Origin of the sequence: Pedobacter steynii (assembly GCF_900103665.1) — a bacterium.
GTDB classification, from domain to species: domain Bacteria; phylum Bacteroidota; class Bacteroidia; order Sphingobacteriales; family Sphingobacteriaceae; genus Pedobacter; species Pedobacter steynii.
This window is the reverse complement of the sequence record NZ_FNGY01000003.1, coordinates 855,051-875,461: the sequence shown is the minus strand read 5'-3', so window position 1 is coordinate 875,461 and position 20,411 is coordinate 855,051. Positions and strand designations below refer to the sequence as shown.

At 42.8% G+C, this 20,411-nt stretch carries 16 protein-coding genes; 13 read left to right on the top strand and 3 right to left on the bottom strand.

Features of this window, described 5'->3' with window-relative positions; translation table 11 throughout:
* The first annotated feature begins 67 nt into the window (after positions 1-67).
* Both BLQ87_RS11860 and BLQ87_RS11855 read left to right on the top strand, forming a co-directional pair.
* Entirely contained in the window at positions 68-1,750 is a 1,683-nt protein-coding gene (locus tag BLQ87_RS11860; RefSeq protein WP_074606724.1) for an alkaline phosphatase family protein, read from the top strand.
* 164 nt (positions 1,751-1,914) lie between these two features.
* Positions 1,915-2,790 (top strand): hypothetical protein, encoded by an 876-nt coding sequence (locus tag BLQ87_RS11855; RefSeq protein WP_074606722.1) that lies wholly within the window; start codon positions 1,915-1,917, stop codon positions 2,788-2,790.
* 25 nt (positions 2,791-2,815) lie between these two features.
* Here the strand turns inward: BLQ87_RS11855 and BLQ87_RS11850 are convergent, their stop codons facing one another.
* Positions 2,816-3,328 (bottom strand): hypothetical protein, encoded by a 513-nt coding sequence (locus BLQ87_RS11850; protein ID WP_074606720.1) that lies wholly within the window; start codon positions 3,326-3,328, stop codon positions 2,816-2,818.
* A 23-nt stretch (positions 3,329-3,351) separates the two neighbouring features.
* Complete coding sequence (locus BLQ87_RS11845) at positions 3,352-3,816, bottom strand: hypothetical protein (RefSeq protein ID WP_074606718.1); 465 nt, start codon at positions 3,814-3,816, stop codon at positions 3,352-3,354.
* Positions 3,817-4,036: 220 nt separating this feature from the next.
* Here BLQ87_RS11845 and BLQ87_RS11840 point away from each other — a divergent pair, with 220 nt between their 5' ends.
* Positions 4,037-4,678: a DUF4272 domain-containing protein gene (locus tag BLQ87_RS11840; RefSeq protein ID WP_074606716.1), complete on the top strand. Its 642-nt coding sequence runs from the start codon at positions 4,037-4,039 to the stop codon at positions 4,676-4,678.
* Between the two features lie 92 nt (positions 4,679-4,770).
* Here BLQ87_RS11840 and BLQ87_RS11835 read toward each other — a convergent pair whose 3' ends face one another.
* Positions 4,771-5,574: a DUF6266 family protein gene (locus tag BLQ87_RS11835; protein ID WP_074606714.1), complete on the bottom strand. Its 804-nt coding sequence runs from the start codon at positions 5,572-5,574 to the stop codon at positions 4,771-4,773.
* 506 nt (positions 5,575-6,080) lie between these two features.
* Between BLQ87_RS11835 and BLQ87_RS11830 the strand changes: the two genes are divergently transcribed.
* From BLQ87_RS11830 to BLQ87_RS11785, 10 genes are all read left to right on the top strand, one after another.
* Positions 6,081-6,644, top strand: a complete 564-nt coding sequence (locus BLQ87_RS11830) for an RNA polymerase sigma-70 factor (RefSeq protein WP_074606712.1) — start codon at positions 6,081-6,083, stop codon at positions 6,642-6,644.
* A gap of 68 nt (positions 6,645-6,712) precedes the next feature.
* The gene (locus tag BLQ87_RS11825) at positions 6,713-7,849 is read left to right on the top strand and encodes a FecR family protein (RefSeq protein ID WP_074606709.1); all 1,137 of its coding nucleotides are present in this window, start codon (positions 6,713-6,715) and stop codon (positions 7,847-7,849) included.
* Positions 7,850-8,071: 222 nt separating this feature from the next.
* Positions 8,072-11,566 carry a TonB-dependent receptor gene (locus BLQ87_RS11820; protein WP_074606707.1) on the top strand — a complete coding sequence of 1,165 codons (3,495 nt, stop codon included), beginning with the start codon at positions 8,072-8,074 and terminating at the stop codon, positions 11,564-11,566.
* A 29-nt stretch (positions 11,567-11,595) separates the two neighbouring features.
* The gene (locus BLQ87_RS11815; RefSeq protein ID WP_172664746.1) at positions 11,596-13,356 is read left to right on the top strand and encodes a RagB/SusD family nutrient uptake outer membrane protein; all 1,761 of its coding nucleotides are present in this window, start codon (positions 11,596-11,598) and stop codon (positions 13,354-13,356) included.
* 109 nt (positions 13,357-13,465) lie between these two features.
* Positions 13,466-14,380, top strand: coding sequence for a helix-turn-helix transcriptional regulator (locus tag BLQ87_RS11810; protein WP_074606705.1), 915 nt, complete (start codon positions 13,466-13,468; stop codon positions 14,378-14,380).
* A 172-nt stretch (positions 14,381-14,552) separates the two neighbouring features.
* Complete coding sequence (locus BLQ87_RS11805) at positions 14,553-15,455, top strand: alpha/beta hydrolase (protein ID WP_074606703.1); 903 nt, start codon at positions 14,553-14,555, stop codon at positions 15,453-15,455.
* A 164-nt stretch (positions 15,456-15,619) separates the two neighbouring features.
* On the top strand, positions 15,620-16,537 hold the full coding sequence (locus tag BLQ87_RS11800) for a dihydrodipicolinate synthase family protein (protein ID WP_074606701.1): 918 nt from the start codon (positions 15,620-15,622) through the stop codon (positions 16,535-16,537).
* A gap of 2 nt (positions 16,538-16,539) precedes the next feature.
* Positions 16,540-18,087: an aldehyde dehydrogenase (NADP(+)) gene (locus tag BLQ87_RS11795; RefSeq protein ID WP_074606699.1), complete on the top strand. Its 1,548-nt coding sequence runs from the start codon at positions 16,540-16,542 to the stop codon at positions 18,085-18,087.
* On the top strand, positions 18,087-19,088 hold the full coding sequence (locus tag BLQ87_RS11790) for a 4-hydroxyproline epimerase (protein ID WP_074606697.1): 1,002 nt from the start codon (positions 18,087-18,089) through the stop codon (positions 19,086-19,088). The genes BLQ87_RS11795 and BLQ87_RS11790 overlap by 1 nt, the downstream gene beginning before the upstream one ends.
* A gap of 33 nt (positions 19,089-19,121) precedes the next feature.
* On the top strand, positions 19,122-20,366 hold the full coding sequence (locus BLQ87_RS11785; protein ID WP_074606695.1) for an NAD(P)/FAD-dependent oxidoreductase: 1,245 nt from the start codon (positions 19,122-19,124) through the stop codon (positions 20,364-20,366).
* Positions 20,367-20,411: the final 45 nt, after the last annotated feature.

Here is a 20,411-nt window from a genome sequence, read left to right as displayed (position 1 = left end):
TAGTGTCGTTATGGTGTTGTTTCTACACTAAGATTTGGGATTTATTAGCTAAGAAAAATTAAATGATATGAGAAAATTTTACAATGGAATTGGTACAAGATGTAGTGGAGTTTTAATGCTGGCGCTGCTACTCATCGCAGCCGGCTGTAACAAACCCAGGTATGACCAGATTGGGGGAACAGATGAAGATCCTCCCTCGGGAAAACACAGAAAAGTTTTAATTATAGGAATCAGCGGAGCGAGAGGTGAGGTCATTTTAAAAGCCCCGATCCCTAATATTCGTAAAATGCTGGCCAATTCAATTTATAGTTTTGATGCGCTGACGGAGGCACCTACCTTGGAAAGTACCGGCTGGTCGTCAACCTTAACCGGTGTCTGGGGCGCAAAACACGGAGTGCTCGGCGCGGGATATGCAGGGAATAATTTTGATAAATATCCCATGCTTTTTAAACATGTTAAGGAGTTTGATTCCAAGCTTAAAACAGTTTCAATTTCGGCAGATGCAGCACTAAACACCAATCTGGTTAGCGACGCGGATGTGAAAGAAAGTTTCGGAAATGAGGATGTAAAGGTGAAAGATAAAGCCTTGACGGCATTGGCTGATGCCAGTTCAGATGTGGTACTCGTTAATTTTAAAGGAGTAGATGCTGCGGGTGATCAATATGGTTTTGATGCATCGGTACCAGAATATATGCAGGCAATTGCGACTGCAGATGCCTATGTTGGTGAATTGCTTGCTGCGGTAGAATCCAGAACTTCAGCTAAAAATGAAGATTGGTTGATCGTGATTTCTTCAGATCATGGAGGAACTTTGACCGGTCATGGCGGCAATGAATATGAATCGCGGAATATTTTTACAGTGTTCTACAATAAAAATTTTAAGGCTAATCCTATCGTGAAATCTCAAACCAATACCACTTTTTTAAAAATTAATCAGGTAGATGGTTTGCAATATGCTTATTCAGATTCCAGTCTTTATAAGTTCAATAAGTATCCGCAGTTTACCTTCGAAATGAGGGTCAAAGTAGATGTAGTGATGAAAAGTGATCCAGCATTTGCCTCTAATAAAGATTGGGGAAGTGGGGGAAATCCCGGTTGGGGATTATTTGTTTCGGGACAGCGATGGAGATTTAATGTTGGCGACGGGATCTCTGCAAACAGGAGAGATTTTGCAGCACCGGAAACTGCGCCGGTATTAAGTGACGGAAAATGGCACCATATCGCGGTTTCTGTTAATAAAAGTAGTTTTGCCAGAATTTATCAGGATGGCGCTTTTCTGGGAGAAGTAAACGTCTCAGGGGTTACAAATTGGGAGGGAAATCAAAAGGCAACGCTGGCTATTTTGGAAGACGGAACGATAGACAGCCGAAACGAATGGGGCTATGAACTTAAAGCTAATTTCGCAGATGTGAGGCTATGGAACACGGTGATCGACCCTACAACTTTGGCTACTTATGCGAAGTGTGATACGACCGTTACGACAAATCACCCTTATTACGAAAACTTACTTGGCTGGTGGAAAGCAAATGATGCAAAAGGTGCAATATTGAAAGATTATAGCCTTAGAAATAGCAATTTGAAAGTGTTTGGTGGGCCTAAATGGGAGGAAACAGGAAAGAATTTATGTAGTGCAATTGTGCAGGCGGATGTGCCTAAAACTGTTGATGTTACTGCGCAGATATACTCCTGGCTACGTATCCCGATAAGACCGGAATGGAGTCTTGATGGTAAGGTTTGGATCGATAATTAAATTAATAAATCCTGAAGTGCTTCTTTGTTCTTAATTGAGCAAGAGGTTTCTTGCTTTCTTAAATTTCAGCGATAATTTTTTTAGATAGGAATTGAACTGGCAAATGAAATTGAAGAACCTCTCTAACGAAGATTATATTTTACAATTTTTTTAAAAAGCTTAATATGAATACAAAAACGATGAAAAATATTTTTTTGCTATTTACTCTGACATCAATTTCTATGGCATGTCAAAAAAATGACCAGGTTAGTAACCAACTAGATTTAGGAAAAAAAATGAATGTTAAGTACGCTGGTAATTTAAGTAGTACTGCCAATTCTAATCTGATCTGCGATAAAATTTTGGTGAACGTTTTCAATAACAGTATTACTGTTAAAGATTTAACATATTCTTATCCTTACAATTTAATTAATTTGTCAGGTTTACCACATGATCCATCAGGAAACTCCGTTTTACTTGCAAACTGTATAGATAATAGTGTCGCTACTGAGGCACAAAAAAGTTTGCATAAAAAAACTGATTCCATGATTAACATGGCCGGAAATGCGTTGAGGATTTTAGGTGCTGGCAAACCAAAGCTTCCACGCCTTGCTCCTTATACCATGCAGGAATTTGAATCGGCGATGGATGAAACGCCTTGGCAAATAGGCGATGATGGAGCTGATTACGTGAGCTCTATTTTTAACAAAGTGATACGTAAAAATCCGGAGATACCACAGCTTCCTGGTATCTCCTCTGTTTTGGCTGCCGCAGCATTATCTCAACATAAAAATTTCACGAAAATTACCGTGGAACAAGTAAAGCTTTTCACGAGTAGGGCTGAGGCTTTCGTGATCGCCGTGGGACTTTCAAGTGGAATACCTAGGCTGACTATCGTTGATCATCGAAGAATCAAAAATAATTGTGATGAATGTGAAACAATTGAAACGGTGTATGTTCGTGAGGGGCCAGGTGAATATGGATATGTTCGAATGTCTAGTTTTTTTGACTATGTAACATGGGCTTCAATACAGTATTATATGTATACTGGAGACTATTAATAAATTCGGGTTAAAAACATAATATTTAATAGTATTGCGTTTTTAACCCTTTTTCCAGAAGGTCATCAATGATAAACGTTATCTCCAAAAAATTGAAGGCAAGATCAGCGACTAAATTTTCAATGTGTTCATGTTCAATGTCAACCCAGCCCTCCATAAGCGTCAAAGGACCAAAACGGACACCAACGTTTGGCCATCTGTTTTCAAAAGACTTGAATTTCAATCTGAAGGCCTCTGCAAATTCCCTGCTTTTAATGACATATCCTTTTAATTCCCTTAATTTTAAAGCATGGATGTTGTAATATAACTTGCCTTTGCCGAGGGATTCATCATTTAGCCAGACAGAGAAAAAAATACCCTCTCCAAAAGGCTTCGCCGAGGCGTTGATCCATGATTTTTTCTGAATCTTTAATACCACCGAGTCGAGCCAGATCCCGACTTTACTTTCCAGATTCTTCTGACTGAAAGCTCCCTTTTTCTCCAGTTGATCCAGACTTTTTTGAAATTTATCTAAATAGTACCCGGTTTCAATTTCCATGCTTATTTGTCAATTTATCAGATCTATCTTATCATTGGATTTTCCTTATCCAGAAGCTTAACTTTTCCATTTGTTTTAGTGTATGGATAGATGAACATCTTATGGATATTTGTGGCCTTGTCGTCCACTTTTACGGTAATGCATTCCTTGTCGCCTGTTGGTAAATGAGCGATACCATCCCAAGCCATAAAGCACAATACATTTTTTTTGTCTTTATAGGCTTTCCTCACTAAATCTTGAATAATCGTTGCATGTGCCCGATGGTCAATCGTTGTTTGATCTGGGGCATGATATACGATCATATGCAATGTGCCTTCATTTGTCAGTGCCCCGCCAAATGGTAAAAATGAACTGCTTTCTTCAATTTCTGGTATGGCTAAATTAACCGCCTGCAGCGCAAATGATTTTATTTCATTTAAATCGGTAGGGTCTAAAGATTGTGCTACCGTATTTCTATCTTTTTTCTTGAAAAAATCGAATAGTCCCATTTTGAGATCGTTGTTTGTTTAATTATAGGGTAATTATAAATGTAATAAAAACTGTTAAATTTTGTTTAGCAATAATTTTATGGAGACGAAGTGAATCCTGGTGTTTAGTCAATAGTTTCGAATGGGGGTACCTTAGCACGGTTTTTGTATAGCTGGAAGATCAGCAGACTATTTATTGATTAGTTTGGAATGTTACCTTAAACTTTACCGATTTTCATTTATGACAGACGAGCAGAAGCAGCAGATCAAATCAGAAAACGATCAGCTTATTAACCAAAAAGGATTCCGTGTCAACAATTGGCTTCCAATCTTAGATACTCCGAAATTAAGAACAGTCGAAGAAATAAAAGGACGTATGTCCGTAATGAATGCAATGATCAACATTGCCTTTGAAGCACCAACCTATATTATTGATGAATGGATCAAAGCTCAGAAACTAACTGTTTTTCTTTCCGATTCGGAGCAGCAGATTTTAGCTAAGGAAAATGAGGAACTGACAGAAGAAGAAATCAATTCACTCATGTGGTACCTGGAAGCTTTATGGGCATTGATGTGGCTTGCACAAATGGTGGATAAACTGGACGCGGAAAAGCATGTCGGAGACAATATGGCTTCCCTATTGCCAAATCTGGAAGATGGGGATACCAATGAAAAGCTCGACAACATACAAGAAATTCGTCCTGAACTGGAGATTTATACGATGCTGGATTACTATTATCGCCTTCACTGGTATTGTGTTGACGAAAGGTTAAATGGCCGGGAACCAAAACTAAACGAAGGACAGGTCTATGAAAGAAGAAAAGCTTTAGAATGGGCTTTCAACAGATCAAATGACTGGGACGATGTAGAAATGGGAACATAACCGGGGTGTTGAATGCATAGCAAAGCCAGCCATCTGATTTCAGATGGCTCTTTGTTCTTTTATTTCTCCAGATCAGTGCCTTAATTCTTTACTCAGGACGGGGGAGAAGAAACATCGCCTCTTCCCGCAAGCCCTAAATGAGGGTAAACAAAGGATTGCTGACAATACACCGGATCTGAATTATCTGGTAACGTCTTTTTGTCCTCATTTTGAACTTTACGCTCTTCTTCGTTTTTTATTTTAATAGAAACCGGAGGATTGGTGTTCAAAGAACCAGCATGTACGCTGTCTGAGATCTGTTTCCCGTTGTCTTTAACAAAGGTGATATAAGCCTCCATACGTTCATTCACATGCTCCAGGCCGATCACAATCACATCTTTACCTTCGACTCTTTTTGCCCCGATAAGTTGGCAGCAAGTCTCTTTTATATCTGGGAAATAGATCACCAGCATCGTGCGGTCAGTATGATATTCGCTTACCGGACTAGCCGATATTTCCCAGTTAAAGGTAATCTCAGCACCGTTTTGGCTGATCGAGGGATTAACTGCCACCGGGAGCTTTCCCATACTCATTAATACTTTGGTATAATCCAGGCTGATGTTCGGATATACCCCCTGAAGGGCATTCTTTTTATTGTAAGAAACTGCCTCATTGTATTCGTTTCTGTCCGTTCCAACAACTGCCAAACGAAACCCTACCCGGATCGCATGAATGGAAGGCTTGAGGATCTCATTGACCACCTTCATCTTTTCGCAGTTTGCTTTTCTTGCAGGAGTAAGCGGTTTCTCCGTTCTGCCAATTGTTCTGATGACATGTTTACCTTTTAAGGTATAACCTACCAGGTTGCCGATTCTGCCATGGAATCCGCCAAATAACCCATTTCTTAAATTTCCCATTTTTCGTAAATTTTATTTAAGTAATTAGATTGATTACAAGTAATTTACGAAATGTTTTTCATATGCTTTTAATGTGCCTCCGAATAATGTTATTCATCAATTGGCCTGGGAAACATCGTTTAAAGGTCCGGTAAACCAATGACCGACCTATCAACCACCTAATAAAAATCAAATGAAATTCAATTAAAATAAAAGGCATATGAAAAGGATTTCAAACAGATTTAAATTGGAATCACAATAGATGTCATGATATGTTGATGTCTTGATTTTTTGATGTGAATATGTCTCTTGATGACGAATGTAGATCAGGATTAAGCCCGTTGATCTTACACCCTTCTTAATTTACGCATACGTTTGAAATGTGTAATGCAAACGTATGCGCAACTTTTTATGGCACAGCTCAGTTCTTTTTACCTAATTATTTTGTTACAATTGTGAGGGAACACAATACAGCAAGACCAATCTCTATGGTCTTATTCTTTAGAATTTAAGAGAGGGAGTGCATCATGAATAGGTATCGCAGTTTTACTGATCCGGAATTAACTGGCTTATTGGAAGATGGAGATCATACGGCCTTTACGGAGATCTATAACCGTTATTGGAAAAAACTATTTCTTGTTGCAGCACATAAAGTAAAAGACCTGGAAGAGGCAGAAGAAATTGTGCAGCATATTTTCGTTTCCCTCTGGAACAGGAGAGCAAGTTTAAAGATTACTTCCAGTTTGTCCGCATACCTGTCTGTTTCTGTAAAATATAGGGTGATCAAAGCCCTGGATAAGCAATACCATCAGCAAAAATATACGGATAGCCTGGGAATGAAGGGAATCGCAGACGATTCTACTCAGGAATGGCTGGATTTCCTGGAACTCAAAGCGCGTTTAGAAAAACTCGTTTGTGCCCTGCCGGAAAAATGCCGCCTGGTATACCGGATGAGCAAAGAACAAGGATTGTCTCAGAAAAAGATTGCGGAGGAGCTGGAGATCTCTGAAAAGACAGTTGAGGCTCATTTAGGAAAGGCAATGAAATCTTTGCGTGCAGGGCTAAATCAATTTATGATGACCTTGTTGTAAAAATATTTTTCAACCTGGTAAGGGATTTGTCTTTCACAAGAGACCACTGTTATATAGCCCTATAACGGATGGACGACTCTAAAGAAAATAAACGATATCAGGAACTGGCTTCTAAATGGCTGGATAAAATAATTACGGCCGAAGAAGAAGTCGAATTTGCCAATTGGTACAATAGAGACCAGGACCTGGAACTGGATATTCCGGAAGCGTTCGTCAATAATGAAGACTGGCATAAAAGCAGGATGTTTAAAAAAATCCAGCAGGAGATCCGGCCCAAAAGATCTTTTCTAATTCGTTACCGCATCGCCATCGCAGCAATTTTGCTGATTAGTCTTTCCTGTGGGATATACTTTTACCATTATTCATCAACGATTCAGGACAGGCCTAAAGATCTCGTAAACAACGACATTTTACCTGGGACAAATAAAGCTTTCCTCACACTCGCCGATGGGACGAGACTCTCATTAACCGATTCTAAATCCGGAAAACTGGCAGAGCAGGCAGGGGTAAAGATCACCAAAGGAAAAAATGCCCAGTTGATTTATACGGTTTTGCCTTCCGCAGGAACCAAAGTAGAATACAATACGATCAGTACGCCCAGGGCTGGTCAGTACCAGGTAAATCTGCCGGATGGGACACAAGTCTGGCTAAATGCCGCTTCTTCCCTCAGATTTCCAACAAATTTTTCGGCCGCCAGGGAACGTAGGGTAGAACTGATCGGAGAAGCTTATTTTGAAGTGGCAAAAGATCCTGAGAAAGCATTTAAAGTGAGTTCAGCAGGGCAGGAAGTCACAGTCTTTGGAACCCATTTTAACATCAACAGTTATCCTGATGAACAAAATACTTACACCACCTTATTGGAGGGCAGTGTAAGCGTAAATGGAACCCGGCTCAAGCCTGAGCAGCAATCCATCCTCAACGGAAAAAATATTAAAGTCGTTCCTGCGGATCTCGAAAGTGTGATGGCCTGGAAAATGGGATACTTCAGGTTTGATGATGAATCCCTGGAAAGTATCATGAAAAAAGTGTCAAGATGGTACGATGTGGAGGTCGAATTTCAGGAACCTGACCTTAAGGAACTGGAGTTTGGAGGAATCGTAAGCAGGTCAGAAAAAGTGTCTAAAGTATTGAGAATGCTGGAACTTACCACCATGAGAAGCTTCAAGCTGGAGGGGAACAAGATCATCATCAAACAGAAAAAATAATAGACCAAAAAGAAAATAGATTACTAACCAAACCTAACCAAGTATGAAACATCTAGAAAAAGACCCTTAAATCACAACAGCTTGTCAGATTTCGGATAAGGAGATCAGGAGCGCTGGAACGCCCCCGATCAAATGTTCTGTGATCATTGAAAACAATCGATTCAACCATTTTCTTAAATCCTTTTCTGATTGCCCTGAACCTTCGAAAGCTGTGGCAGTCAGATGAAAAAGAACAACCAAATGTATAAAAATTATACTAAAAGTCTTGGTATGCCTCCCGGCTATACCCTTAAATTTCTGGTGAGTATAAAGCTGACCGTCATCTTTTTAATCGCAACCGCCCTGCAGGTCAGTGCAACAGGCTTTGCACAAAAAGTGACTTACTCCAAAAAAAATGCTACCCTCAAACAAGTGTTTAATGAAATCAATAAACAAACGGGGTACAACATCATCTGGTCAGCAAAAAAAGTAAAAAATACCACGAGTGTAAATGCAAATTTTAACAATGCTTCTTTAGAAACGGTACTGGATGTCTGTTTGAAAGACCTGCCTTTAGCTTATGTGATTGAAGATAAAATTGTAGTCATCAGGGAGAAAGAAACGATCATTTCTGAAAAGCTAAACCAGTTTCTGCGCTTCATGGAAGTAAGAGGAAAGGTAGTGGATGAGAATGGAGGTCCTTTGCCGGGTGCTTCCATTAAGGTCAAAGGCGCAAATAAAGGAGCCGTTTCCGATGTAAACGGTGCTTTTATCCTTTCCGATGTAGCGGAGAATGCAACGCTTGAAGTTTCCTTTGTCGGTTATATCAGTCAGGAAATCAAGGCCTCTACTCAAAATATGGTCATTAAGCTTATGCCAAAACCAAACGAACTGGAGGATGTAGTCGTAGTAGCTTACGGTAGCCAGAGGAAAACACGCTTAACAGGTGCTGTGGCACAGGTGACGGGGAAAGATCTTGCTGATCGTCCGATCACAAGGGTCACTCAGGCTTTACAGGGACAAGTGGCCAACCTGAATATCAGTATAGGAGGTGCCGGCGGATCACCAAACGCAACACAGAACATTAACATCCGTGGCTATACAGGTCTTGGAACAAGCGCAGGACCATTGATCGTAATTGATGGGGTTCAGGGAGGTGATATCAATAGCCTCAATCCGGATGATATAGAGAACATCTCTGTATTGAAAGATGCAGCGTCAGCAGCGATTTATGGGTCAAGTGCCCCTTACGGAGTGATCCTGATCAAAACAAAACAGGGCAGCCGTGGAAAGACACCGAGCATCACTTACAACAATAACATTTCGATGAACACCATCTTCAATTTGCCAACGATGGTGAATTCCCTGGATTTTGCAAACATCTATAATGAAGCTTTTGTGAACGCAGGAAGATCTCCTTTTTACGATGCGGCAACCCTGCAACGGATTAAAGATTATCAATCGGGGGCATTGACTACCGAAACCATAAAAGATCCCAATCCGGCAAACAACAGCTATTTGTCATGGAATGCAGCCAATTCAAATAACGATTGGTTTAAAATTTATTATAAAGACCGTTCTTATAGTCAGCAACACAATGTGAGTGTAAATGGAGGTTCGGAATCTTCCAGCTACTTTGTAGGTGCCGGATTTAACGACAGAAGCGGAATGTATAATTATGGAAATGATAAGTACAAACGCTATAACCTGAGAGCAAACTTAACTACGGACGTCACCAAATGGCTTACTTTTAGTTTCAGAGGAAGTTTTTCCAGGGAGCTATTCGATACTCCGAATCTGTATGCCGCACAAACCGGTGGTGGCGAGAGGGCCTATATGCACCAGATTGCCCGTAAATTTCCTACCGTGCAATTGTACAATCCTGATGGACGTATCTCCGCAGAAAGCAATATTCAGTTGCAGAGTGAGGGAGGAAGGGAAATTACGACTAAAGATAAAGGCCTGTTAACAGGAGAACTGAATCTGAAACTGGCAAAAGGATGGACCGCAACAGCAAACTATACTTTTGATGGAACCTATTTTGATAGAAGTACGCACCTGAAAACCTTGTATACCTTTTTGCCGGATGGCTCACAGGCAACAGTAGGAGGAACGACCCCTAATGGATATGCCAGATATAATGAAAGGATCCAACATGAGGTCGTGAACATTTATTCTCAATATGAAAAACAGCTGGGCGATCATTATTTGAGTGTGATGGGTGGTTTTGTAAGCGATTACAACGCTTTTCAATCTTATGGCGCGAGCAATACGAATTTGTATTCAGATAATATTCCATCGCTGTCTACTTCGTACGGAACAACTCCCTCCATTTCTGATGGTGTCAGAAAACTGGCTTCAGAAGGTTTTTTTGGAAGGTTTAACTACAATTACAAAGAAAAATACCTGTTGGAACTGAGTGCCCGTTATGATGGTACTTCGCGCTTTTTATCTGATGTAAGATGGAAAGCTTATCCGGGAATTTCCGCAGGATGGAATATCGATAAGGAGTCTTTCTTTGAACCGGTAAAAAAATATGTGAACAGTTTGAAATTCCGCGGGTCTTATGGTAAACTGGGAGATCAGCAATTTTTAGAAAACAACTATTATCCTTTCTATCCGAGTCTGGGAACAACGAGTCCGACCAGCACTTCCTGGCTCTTTGGAGGATCAAGACAAGCTGCGGTAGGTCAGCCAGGTTTGGTAGACAATTCATTGACCTGGGTCAGTACTTCGACCTTGAACTTTGGAACAGATGCGGCCTTTTTAGACAACAGATTGAACACGACGTTCGACTGGTATATTCGCAAGGCAAATGATGTAATGGGGCCAGCGGCAGCATTACCCGCTATTTTAGGACTTTCAGCTCCGGGCATTAATAACTCGGCCATAGAAACCAGAGGTTGGGAATTGTCTGTCGGATGGAGAGATAAAATTGGGAATGTGAGCTATGGACTTAAAGGTGTATTGAGCGATTATAAAGCCAAAGTAGTGCGTTATCCAAATCCAACAGGTGATTTAGGTACCTGGTACAAAGGACAACAAATGGGCGAAATCTGGGGATATCAGACCATAGGCTTTTTCAAAAGCCCGGAAGAAGTTGCAGCTGCGCCTTCACAATCTAAAATTAATGCCAATCTATGGACCCCCGGAGACATCCGTTACGCGGATCTGAATGGTGATGGTAAAATCGATGCAGGTACGAATACACTCAGCAATCCCGGCGACCGTAAAGTGATCGGAAACCTTACACCACGCTACAGTTATGGCCTTACTGCCGATGCCAGCTGGAAAGGTTTTGATGCCATGATCTTTATTCAGGGGGTGGCGAAACGTGATGCCGCGATCGGAAGTAATTATTTCTGGGGAATCGTAGGTGACGAGTGGCAAAGTTCATTATTTGCCCCTAATCTAGACAGATGGACACCGGAAAATCCAAATGGTTATTATCCTAAATATTACATGAGCGAGCAGAATGGTAAAAATACACAGGTACAGACAAAATACCTTCAGGATGCAAGCTATATGAGGATTAAGAATGTTCAATTGGGGTATACCATTAGTAAGGCGCTTCTTGACCGTATCAAAATCAGTAAGCTGAGGTTCTATGTCAGCATAGAAAACCTGGCCACCTTTACCAAATTTACCAAGTCGCTTGATCCTGAACTTACGTTAAATGAAGGAAAAGTATATCCGCTTCAGCGGAGCTATTCGGCTGGACTAAGTGTGACATTTTAATTCTACAGGCAATGACAAAAAATATGATTATGCGCAATAAACTATATCTGTTGATTCTTATAGGGCTGACTTCTCTGGCTGCCTGTAAGAAAAGTTTTCTGGACCAGACTCCGGAAACAAGCATTAGTGAAGCCGAATTTTGGAAAACACCCAACGACCTTCAGCTTTATGTCAATAACTTTTATTCTGCCTTTCCTTCTACCATCAGTGCTTTTGGCACGATAGGCCCTTATGGATTGGACGCAGACCAGGGGAGTGACAACATGATCACAATGTCTGTGGACGGGCCTTTAAACGGAACGAGAGTGGTACCTGGTGCAGGTGGTGGCTGGGCTCCCGGCGACTGGACGACACTAAGGAACATCAATTATTTCATGGCGAATTACAATAAAGTAAATGCCGCATGGGATAATCAAAAAAGCTATGTTGGTGAAGCCTTGTTCTTCAGGGCCTGGTTTTACTTTAGCAAACTCAGACAATTCGGAGATCTTCCATGGGTAAATAAACCGATGAACCCGGTGTTGGATCAGTTAAAAGGAGCACGTTTATCCAGGGCGGTCATTGTGGATTCCATTATGAACGACCTAGACAAGGCGGTAAATTACCTGCCGTCCAAAGGAAAAGCCCAACCTTCGAGGGTAAATAAACAGATCGCACAATTGCTTCAGGCAAGGATTGCGCTTTTTGAGGGAACCTGGGAGAAATACCACGCCAATACTCCTTTTGGGGTAAGCGGTAGCGATGGAACTAAATTCCTGCAAAAGGCCGCAACGGTAAGTAAGGACCTGATTGATAATCCTGATGGAAACGGACTAGCGCCAACACCAGGAACGGATGGCTATTGGAAATTGTTCAATCAAAGTAATTACAACGGAAATCCGGAAATCATGCTCTGGCGACAGTTTGACCTGAATGCAAACGGCGGTCATTATTGGCATCGTTATACAAACACAGGCGCAGGAAGAGGAATCACCAAAAACCTGATCGATTATTATTTATGTACCGATGGAAAACCAATCAGCGGAAATCCATTGTATCAGGGAGATGCCAACTTGTTGAATGTGGTTAAAAACAGAGATCCAAGGATGTTGCAAACGCTATATGTGAATGACGGAAATCACATCGTTACGAACAACAGACCAAATGGAGCTGCTGCGGCAATTTTTGAAGTACCCACTTTTACCTCTCCAAATGAGCAAAAACCAGCTACAGGGTATCAGGTCTACAAAGGACATAACCCGGATTATACGCAACAACAGGATCGGGGGACCACTGGCTACATCATTTTCAGGTTTGCAGAGGCGCTCTTGATTTATGCAGAAGCCAAAGCCGAATTGGGAACCTTTAATCAGGCAGATGCCGATTTATCTGTAAACAAGCTAAGGAGCCGTGTAGGCATGCCTAACCTGATGGTAGGCGGAATTGTAAATGACCCTAAATGGGAGTTTCCAACATTGAGCCCCGTGATCAATGAAGTGCGCAGAGAAAGAAGAATAGAGCTGGCCTGTGAAGGATACCGCAGAGATGATATGTATCGCTGGGCTGCGGCAGATGAATTATTGGTAGGCTGGAAACCAAAGGGAGCAATCCTGAGCCAGTGGACAGGTTTGGTTCCGGCTGCCAGTCTTGCTACTTATCCGGTTGATGCAAACGGCTATATCGAGTTGTTTAAAAATATTCCGGCGATGGCTTCCGGCTATCAGTTTAATGTACTCAGAGATTACCTGGCTCCGATTGCAATTGATCAGATGAGCCTGAATCCGGACATTAAACAGAATCCGGGATGGTAGTGTAAATAAGAATTAACGTTCTCCAGTTGGGTTAATAAAGTTACAGGTACGTTTGGTCACGTACCTGTTTCTTTTTTAGGGTCTTAGTGAAAATCATTATCTTGTTGGTATGTATTTTACCAGTCTGCCAGACCATACCAGGCCAGGGTTTGATGAAGCATTGCACTTCAGCAGATTCAGGAAGCACAACATCATTTTTAATGCAGAGAGCAGCGCGAGTAATTGCGACAATCATGTGGGCTGTCTTTCTTTTAAAACGGTGTTGAGTGGGGAAGAATGGTATGGCATTAATCGTCAAAGACTTGCGGTTAGACCGGGACAATTTTTGATTTTAAATGATGATCAGAACTATTCCTGCAGGAGTGATAATGGCGAAAAACTAAGGATCCTGTCGGTTTTTTTTAAAAAGGAATTTGCTTCGGCTGTATTTCGTGATGCCTTACATACGGAGTCGTTTTTACTGGATGAACCACTGAATAACGGAACACGAACCCTCGAGTTTTTTCAGACATTAAACCAGATCACACCTGAATTACAATTGCAGTTGTCAGGACTGCTGACAGCCCTTGATCAACAGGGGGATGAAGAGAACATGATGGACGAATACCTGGTTTTTTTGTTGCATGAGCTCATCCGGACGCATAAGTCAGCGTTCAATCGTGTGGGGCAGGTTGCTGCCCTTAAATCAAGTACAAAGACCGAGATTTACAAAAGGTTATGTGTTGCTAAAGATGTCCTGCATTCGACTTATATGGAGCATACAGATTTAGCGCATATCAGTAGTTTAGCCTGTTTGTCGGTTCCTCAGCTGGTCAGACAATTTAAAGCTGTTTTTCGCATCACTCCCCACCAATACCTGATCCGGGTCCGGCTGAAACATGCGGCGGATTTATTACAGTTTACGGATAAACCGATTCATGAAATCACCTGGATGACCGGCTTTGAAAATGTCAGTGCTTTTTGTCGCGCTTTCAAATCGGGTTACGGTATACAGCCCCTGAATTTCAGGAAAATGAGAGGGTAGATTGAGCATTCTTGCATATTTCTCTTCCTGGGGGAAGTATAATTTTGAGGTTAATCAATTGTATCCTTAAGTAAATCTGAAAACATTGAAACCATCATAAGTATACCACTTACAAACAGTAATGAATATGCTTATGATAGCTTCATAACCGCAAAAAAACAATTATATTCTGATGAAAAAAGTAATCTTAATTTTAGTATTGGCCTCATTTTTTAAGCTTTCCTATGGCCAGGAGAAAGCCATTCCTTTGTATGAGGGCATGATTCCAAATTCAAAAATAGCTCCGGCAGATTATGTGGAGCATATCGACAGCTCCGGTCTGACCCGTAATTTAAGCAATCCAGGTATCACACCTTACTTACCGGAAAAAGGTACCGCAACAGGAACCGCTGTAATTATCTGTCCGGGGGGTGGTTATCTGGTTTTGCCAACTATGGAGAATACTCTGGCTACCGTAAAGGCCTTTAATAAAATGGGAGTCACTGTTTTTGTGCTAAGATACCGTATGCCAAGTGATAAGGTAATGATCGATAAAACCATTGGGCCATTACAGGACCTGCAAAGGGCAATGCTTATCGTTCGTAAAAGGGCAGGAGAATGGGGAATAAACCCGAATAAAATTGGTGTTGCAGGTTTCTCGGCTGGTGGGCACCTCGCGACTACGTTAGGAACACATCAGGGCTGGACGGTGATAGAGAACAAAGAAAATATCAATCTTCGCCCTGATTTTATGGTACTGGTTTATCCGGTGATTCTTTTCGATCCGAAAATTCCAAGTGGGGTGAGGGAACGGTTAATCGGGATGACGCCATCTAAAGAATTGTTGGATCGCTTCAGCAATGAAAAACATGTTAGTTCCGATACGCCACCAACATTCCTGGTGCATACTGCAGATGACGATATCGTCCCGGTTAAAAACAGTCTTGATTTTTTTAATGCCCTGCTGAATTCCAAAGTTAAAGCTGGCATGCATATTTTTCAGTCCGGCGAACATGGATTTGGGCTAGACAATCCTAATAATAAGGATAAATGGATAGACATGTGTCAGCATTGGCTGGAAGAAAACGGGTTTTAACCAAAATCTGTTTATGTTGAGCATTCGTTCTGGTGTATTTACAGGGCATATTGGTTAATATCCGGGCATTTCCAGGCCTGCTAAACGCCTAAATTTGATTCTGATCAAGGGCTATGAAAAATGACCAGTCCCTGTTTTTAATTAAAAAATAAACCAAACAACGTATGAGTATCAATTGGAATGGGGTATTCCCCGCTGTGACGACAAAATTTACAGATCAGGATGAGTTGGATTTTAACATGTTTAACATCAACCTCGAGGCGCAGTTGGCCGCAGGTGCAGGTGGAATTATCCTGGGTGGTTCTTTAGGAGAAGCGAGTGTATTGAGTGATGAAGAGAAATTTGAATTGTTGTCGCATACCCTAAAGGTAGTAAACGGCAGGGTTCCTGTATTGTTAAACATTGCAGAACCGACTACAAAAAAAGCGGTTGCTGCAGCAAAAAAAGCAGAACAACTGGGTGCAAATGGCTTGATGTTGCTTCCTCCAATGCGTTATTATGCCGATCAGGAAGAAACACTGGCCTTTTTTGAAGCAGTCGCCCTAAGTACCCCACTGCCGATCATGATTTACAACAACCCGGTGGATTATAAGATCGAAGTTACCCTGGATATGTTCGAGGCTTTATCGAAACATGCGAATATACAGGCCGTAAAAGAATCAACAAGAGATATTTCCAATGTGACCAGAATGATCAATCGTTTTGGCGATAGGTTTAAGATCCTGACTGGGGTAGATCCTTTGGCGATGGAAAGCCTGGTGATGGGTGCTCATGGATGGGTTGCCGGACTGGTAGACGCGTTCCCTAAAGAGACCGTTGCCATTTTCAGACTGGTAAAACAGAACCGCATTCCCGAAGCATTGACGATCTATCGTTGGTTCCTTCCGGTGTTGGAACTGGACATACATCCTAAACTGGTTCAGTACATCAAGCTTGCGGAAACAGCTACAGGTATTGGAACCGAAACAGTAAGGGCACCGCGTTTGGCGATAAAAGGAGAAGAAAGAGAAAGGGTATTGAAAGTCATTAACGATGCATTGGCCAATCGTCCGCAATTGCCGGAGGGTAGCTGGGGAATCTAAATATGGAACAGATGAATGGAACTTTTTACGCTTTAAATCCGGCTACCGGTAAAGCCCTTGAAGGGGAGTTTTTAAAATCCGGACTAAGGGAGGCAGATGAAGCACTTCGCGCTGCTGAGCAAGCCTTTCAAAGTTATAAAAACATTAATAAGGATGTCAAAGCAGCCTTTTTAAGGTGCATTGCAGATGAGATCGCTGCACTGGGCGATACCCTGATCAACAGAGCAGCTGAAGAAAGCGGTTTGCCGATAGGAAGATTACAGGGAGAGCTGGGCCGTACAACAGGACAGCTCAGGTTATTTGCTCAACTGGTTGAAGAAGGATCCTGGGTGGATGCCATCATCGATACTGCGATGCCGGAAAGGCAACCGCTGCCAAGACCGGATATCCGGCGCATGCTGGTTCCACTGGGGCCGGTAGTGGTTTTTGGAGCGAGCAATTTTCCACTCGCATTTTCTGTTGCAGGAGGAGATACCGCTTCTGCGCTTGCTTCAGGTTGTCCGGTGATTGTAAAGGCACATCCTGCCCATTTGGGAACAAGCGAACTGGTGGGCTCGGCAATCGTAAATGCCATTCGTAAATCCGGGCTTCCTGAAGGACTCTTTTCTTTACTGTATGACGATGGCTATGAAATCGGAGCCTATCTCGTGACACATCCTAAAACTAAAGCGGTGACCTTCACCGGATCTCTTAAGGGAGGAATGGCCTTGGTCAGTCTGGCACAACAACGGAAACAACCCATTCCGGTATTTGCAGAAATGGGGAGCATCAATCCGGTCGTTTTATTGCCGGAGGCGATGGCAGAAAAAGCAACGGAACTTGCAGCAAAATGTGCCGCATCGATTACTCTGGGAGCCGGGCAGTTTTGTACCAATCCCGGTCTGTTAATCGCTGTACAGTCTGAGGGACTGGAGCTGTTTAAACAAGAATTGAGTAGCATCATCTCGGCAACACCTTCGGCAACAATGCTGACAGAAGGAATTTTTGCCAATTATGAAAAACGTGCTCAGGAAGTCTTGAAGGCGGCCGAAGTCAGCTTATTGGCAGAGTCTGGATTGAAGAACACGGATTTACAAAATCAGTCTATTGCTAAAATAGCTCAGGTTGGTGCTGCCGATTTTCTCAAATCGGATCATCTTCAGGAAGAAATCTTTGGGCCCTACTCTCTATTGGTAGTTGCAGAAAATACAGCGCAAATGGAGGAAGTACTGGATAGCCTGGAAGGGCAACTTACTGTGACGCTTTTTGCGGCAGAAAATGAGCTGAGCCAATATCCGGAACTGATCAGTAAGATTGAAGATAAAACAGGAAGAATGATCAGGAACGGTGTGCCTACCGGAGTAGAAGTTTGTAGTGCGATGCAGCATGGCGGACCTTATCCGGCGACAAACGACAGCCGGTTTAGCTCGGTAGGGACGACGGCAATTTACCGTTTTGTCCGCCCCCTTGCCTGGCAGGATTGGGCACCGGAACTCTTGCCGGATGCGCTTAAAGAGGGCAACCCTCTGGGAATTTATAGATTGATCAACCAACAAAGAACCAACACCTAATGTCAAGTAAAACCTTCTTTTGTGTAGATGCACATACCTGTGGAAATCCGGTAAGATTGGTAGCCGGAGGTGGCCCTCAGCTTAGAGGAGCCAATATGAGTGAAAAGAGGCAGCATTTTCTACGGGAATACGACTGGATCCGTACGGGTTTAATGTTTGAGCCCAGGGGCCATGATATGATGTCGGGAAGTATTCTCTATCCGCCACATGACCCTGCAAACGATGTGGCTGTGCTGTTTATAGAAACAAGCGGTTGTTTGCCGATGTGCGGTCATGGAACGATCGGAACGATTACCATTGCCATCGAAGAAGGCCTGATCAGCCCCCGTATTCCGGGAATCGTGAGAATGGAAGCTCCGGCAGGCCTGGTCCTGATTGAATATCAGCAGGAAGGAAAAAAAGTGACCGCTGTAAAACTGCGCAATGTTCCGGCTTACCTCGCCGCATCAGATCTTGAAGTGGAGTGTCCGGAACTGGGAACGCTTACTTTTGACGTAGCCTATGGGGGAAATTTCTATGCAATTGTAGACCCTCAACCCAACTTTTCAGGAGTCCAGGACTATACCGCCTCGCAATTGATCAGCTGGAGTCAGGTGATCCGTAAACGCATCAATGAACAACATACGTTTGTCCACCCGCTGGATGAAACGATCAATGGCTGCAGCCATATCCTTTGGGCCGGAGACCCTTTAGATCCGACCTCAACCGCGCGCAACGCCGTTTTTTATGGGGATAAAGCGATAGACCGCTCTCCTTGTGGAACGGGGACCTCTGCACGTATGGCGCAATGGCATGCAAAAGGTAAGTTGTTACCCGGACAGCCCTTTATTCACGAAAGCTTTATCGGGAGCAAATTTACCGGTAAGGTAGAGGAGGTGCTGAAGCTGGCAGACTTTGATGCGATTATTCCAAGTGTGGAAGGCTGGGCGAAAGTTTATGGATACAATACCATCAAGATCGATGATGATGATCCCTATGCCCATGGATTTCAAGTGATTTAATAGTCTGTTGTTTCAAGAAAAGGAAAAAAATAAATGTCGCATGTTTTAATTATAGGGGCCGGGATTGTCGGATTGAGTTCTGCCTATTACCTCCACAAGCAAGGTCACCAGGTCACGGTTTTAGATAAAGGAGAGGTTACTGATAATTGTTCTTTTGGAAACGCAGGGATGATTGTACCGAGTCATTTTGTACCTCTTGCTTCGCCGGGGATGGTCCAGCAGGGAATCCGCTGGATGTTCAACAGCAAGAGCCCGTTTTATGTACGGCCATCAGCAGACCTGAATCTGATCAGCTGGGGCCTGAAGTTCCTGAAATCTGCAAATTCCGGGCATGTATCCAGGTCGGCAGTGCCTTTGAGGGATTTATCCCTGCTCAGTAAGCAGCTTTTTGAAACGCTTGCCCAGGAGCCTGGTTTCGATTTTGAGCTGAAAAATAAGGGAATACTTGCTTTCTACAAAACGGAAAAAGTAGCGGAAGAGGAGGCTCATCTTGCCGGAAAGGCAAAAGAACTGGGCCTGGATATGGGCGTGCTAAATGCTGCCGAATGTCAGCTGCTTCAGCCGGAACTTCAGCTGGATGTGCTTGGCGCAGTGCATTATCGCTGCGACGGACATTTGTATCCGCCAAAATTAATGGAAGCCCTGGTTCATTACCTGGAGCACAATGGGGTCAATATTGTACGGCGTTCGGAAGTGAACAGAGTCGAACAAAACGGAACTAAAATAACAAAAGTGTTTACCGGGGAGAAAGCCTGGGAAGCGGATCAGTATGTATTGGCTTGTGGCTCCTGGTCGCCGGCCATCGCAAAAACGATGGACATCCGCGTGCCGCTGATGCCGGGTAAAGGTTATTCTTTTATGGAAAGCGAACCTGAACAACGCATGACGATTCCTGCTTTACTTTGCGAAGCAAGGGTAGCGATTACGCCGATGAACGGATCGATCAGGTACAGCGGAACGATGGAACTGGATAAAATCAACAATCGCGTCAATATGCAAAGGGTAAAAGGGATTGTGGAGGCGGTACCAAAGTATTTTACTAACCTGCATCCGCAGCTTCCCGCTGCCGAAAAGGTCTGGTTTGGTTTCAGACCTTCTTCACCTGATGGTTTACCTTATATCGGGCATAGTGCTAAATTGAAAAATTTGGTCATCGCTACAGGACATGGCATGATGGGATTAAGCCTGGGACCGGCAACGGGTGCGCTGGTTAGCCAGCTTATTTCCGGTCAGAAAACAGAGATAGAAATTGGCGCTTTTTCTCCTTCAAGGTTTTAAGGCTTGGCAAATATTAACTGGATATAACCGTATTTTAACATGATA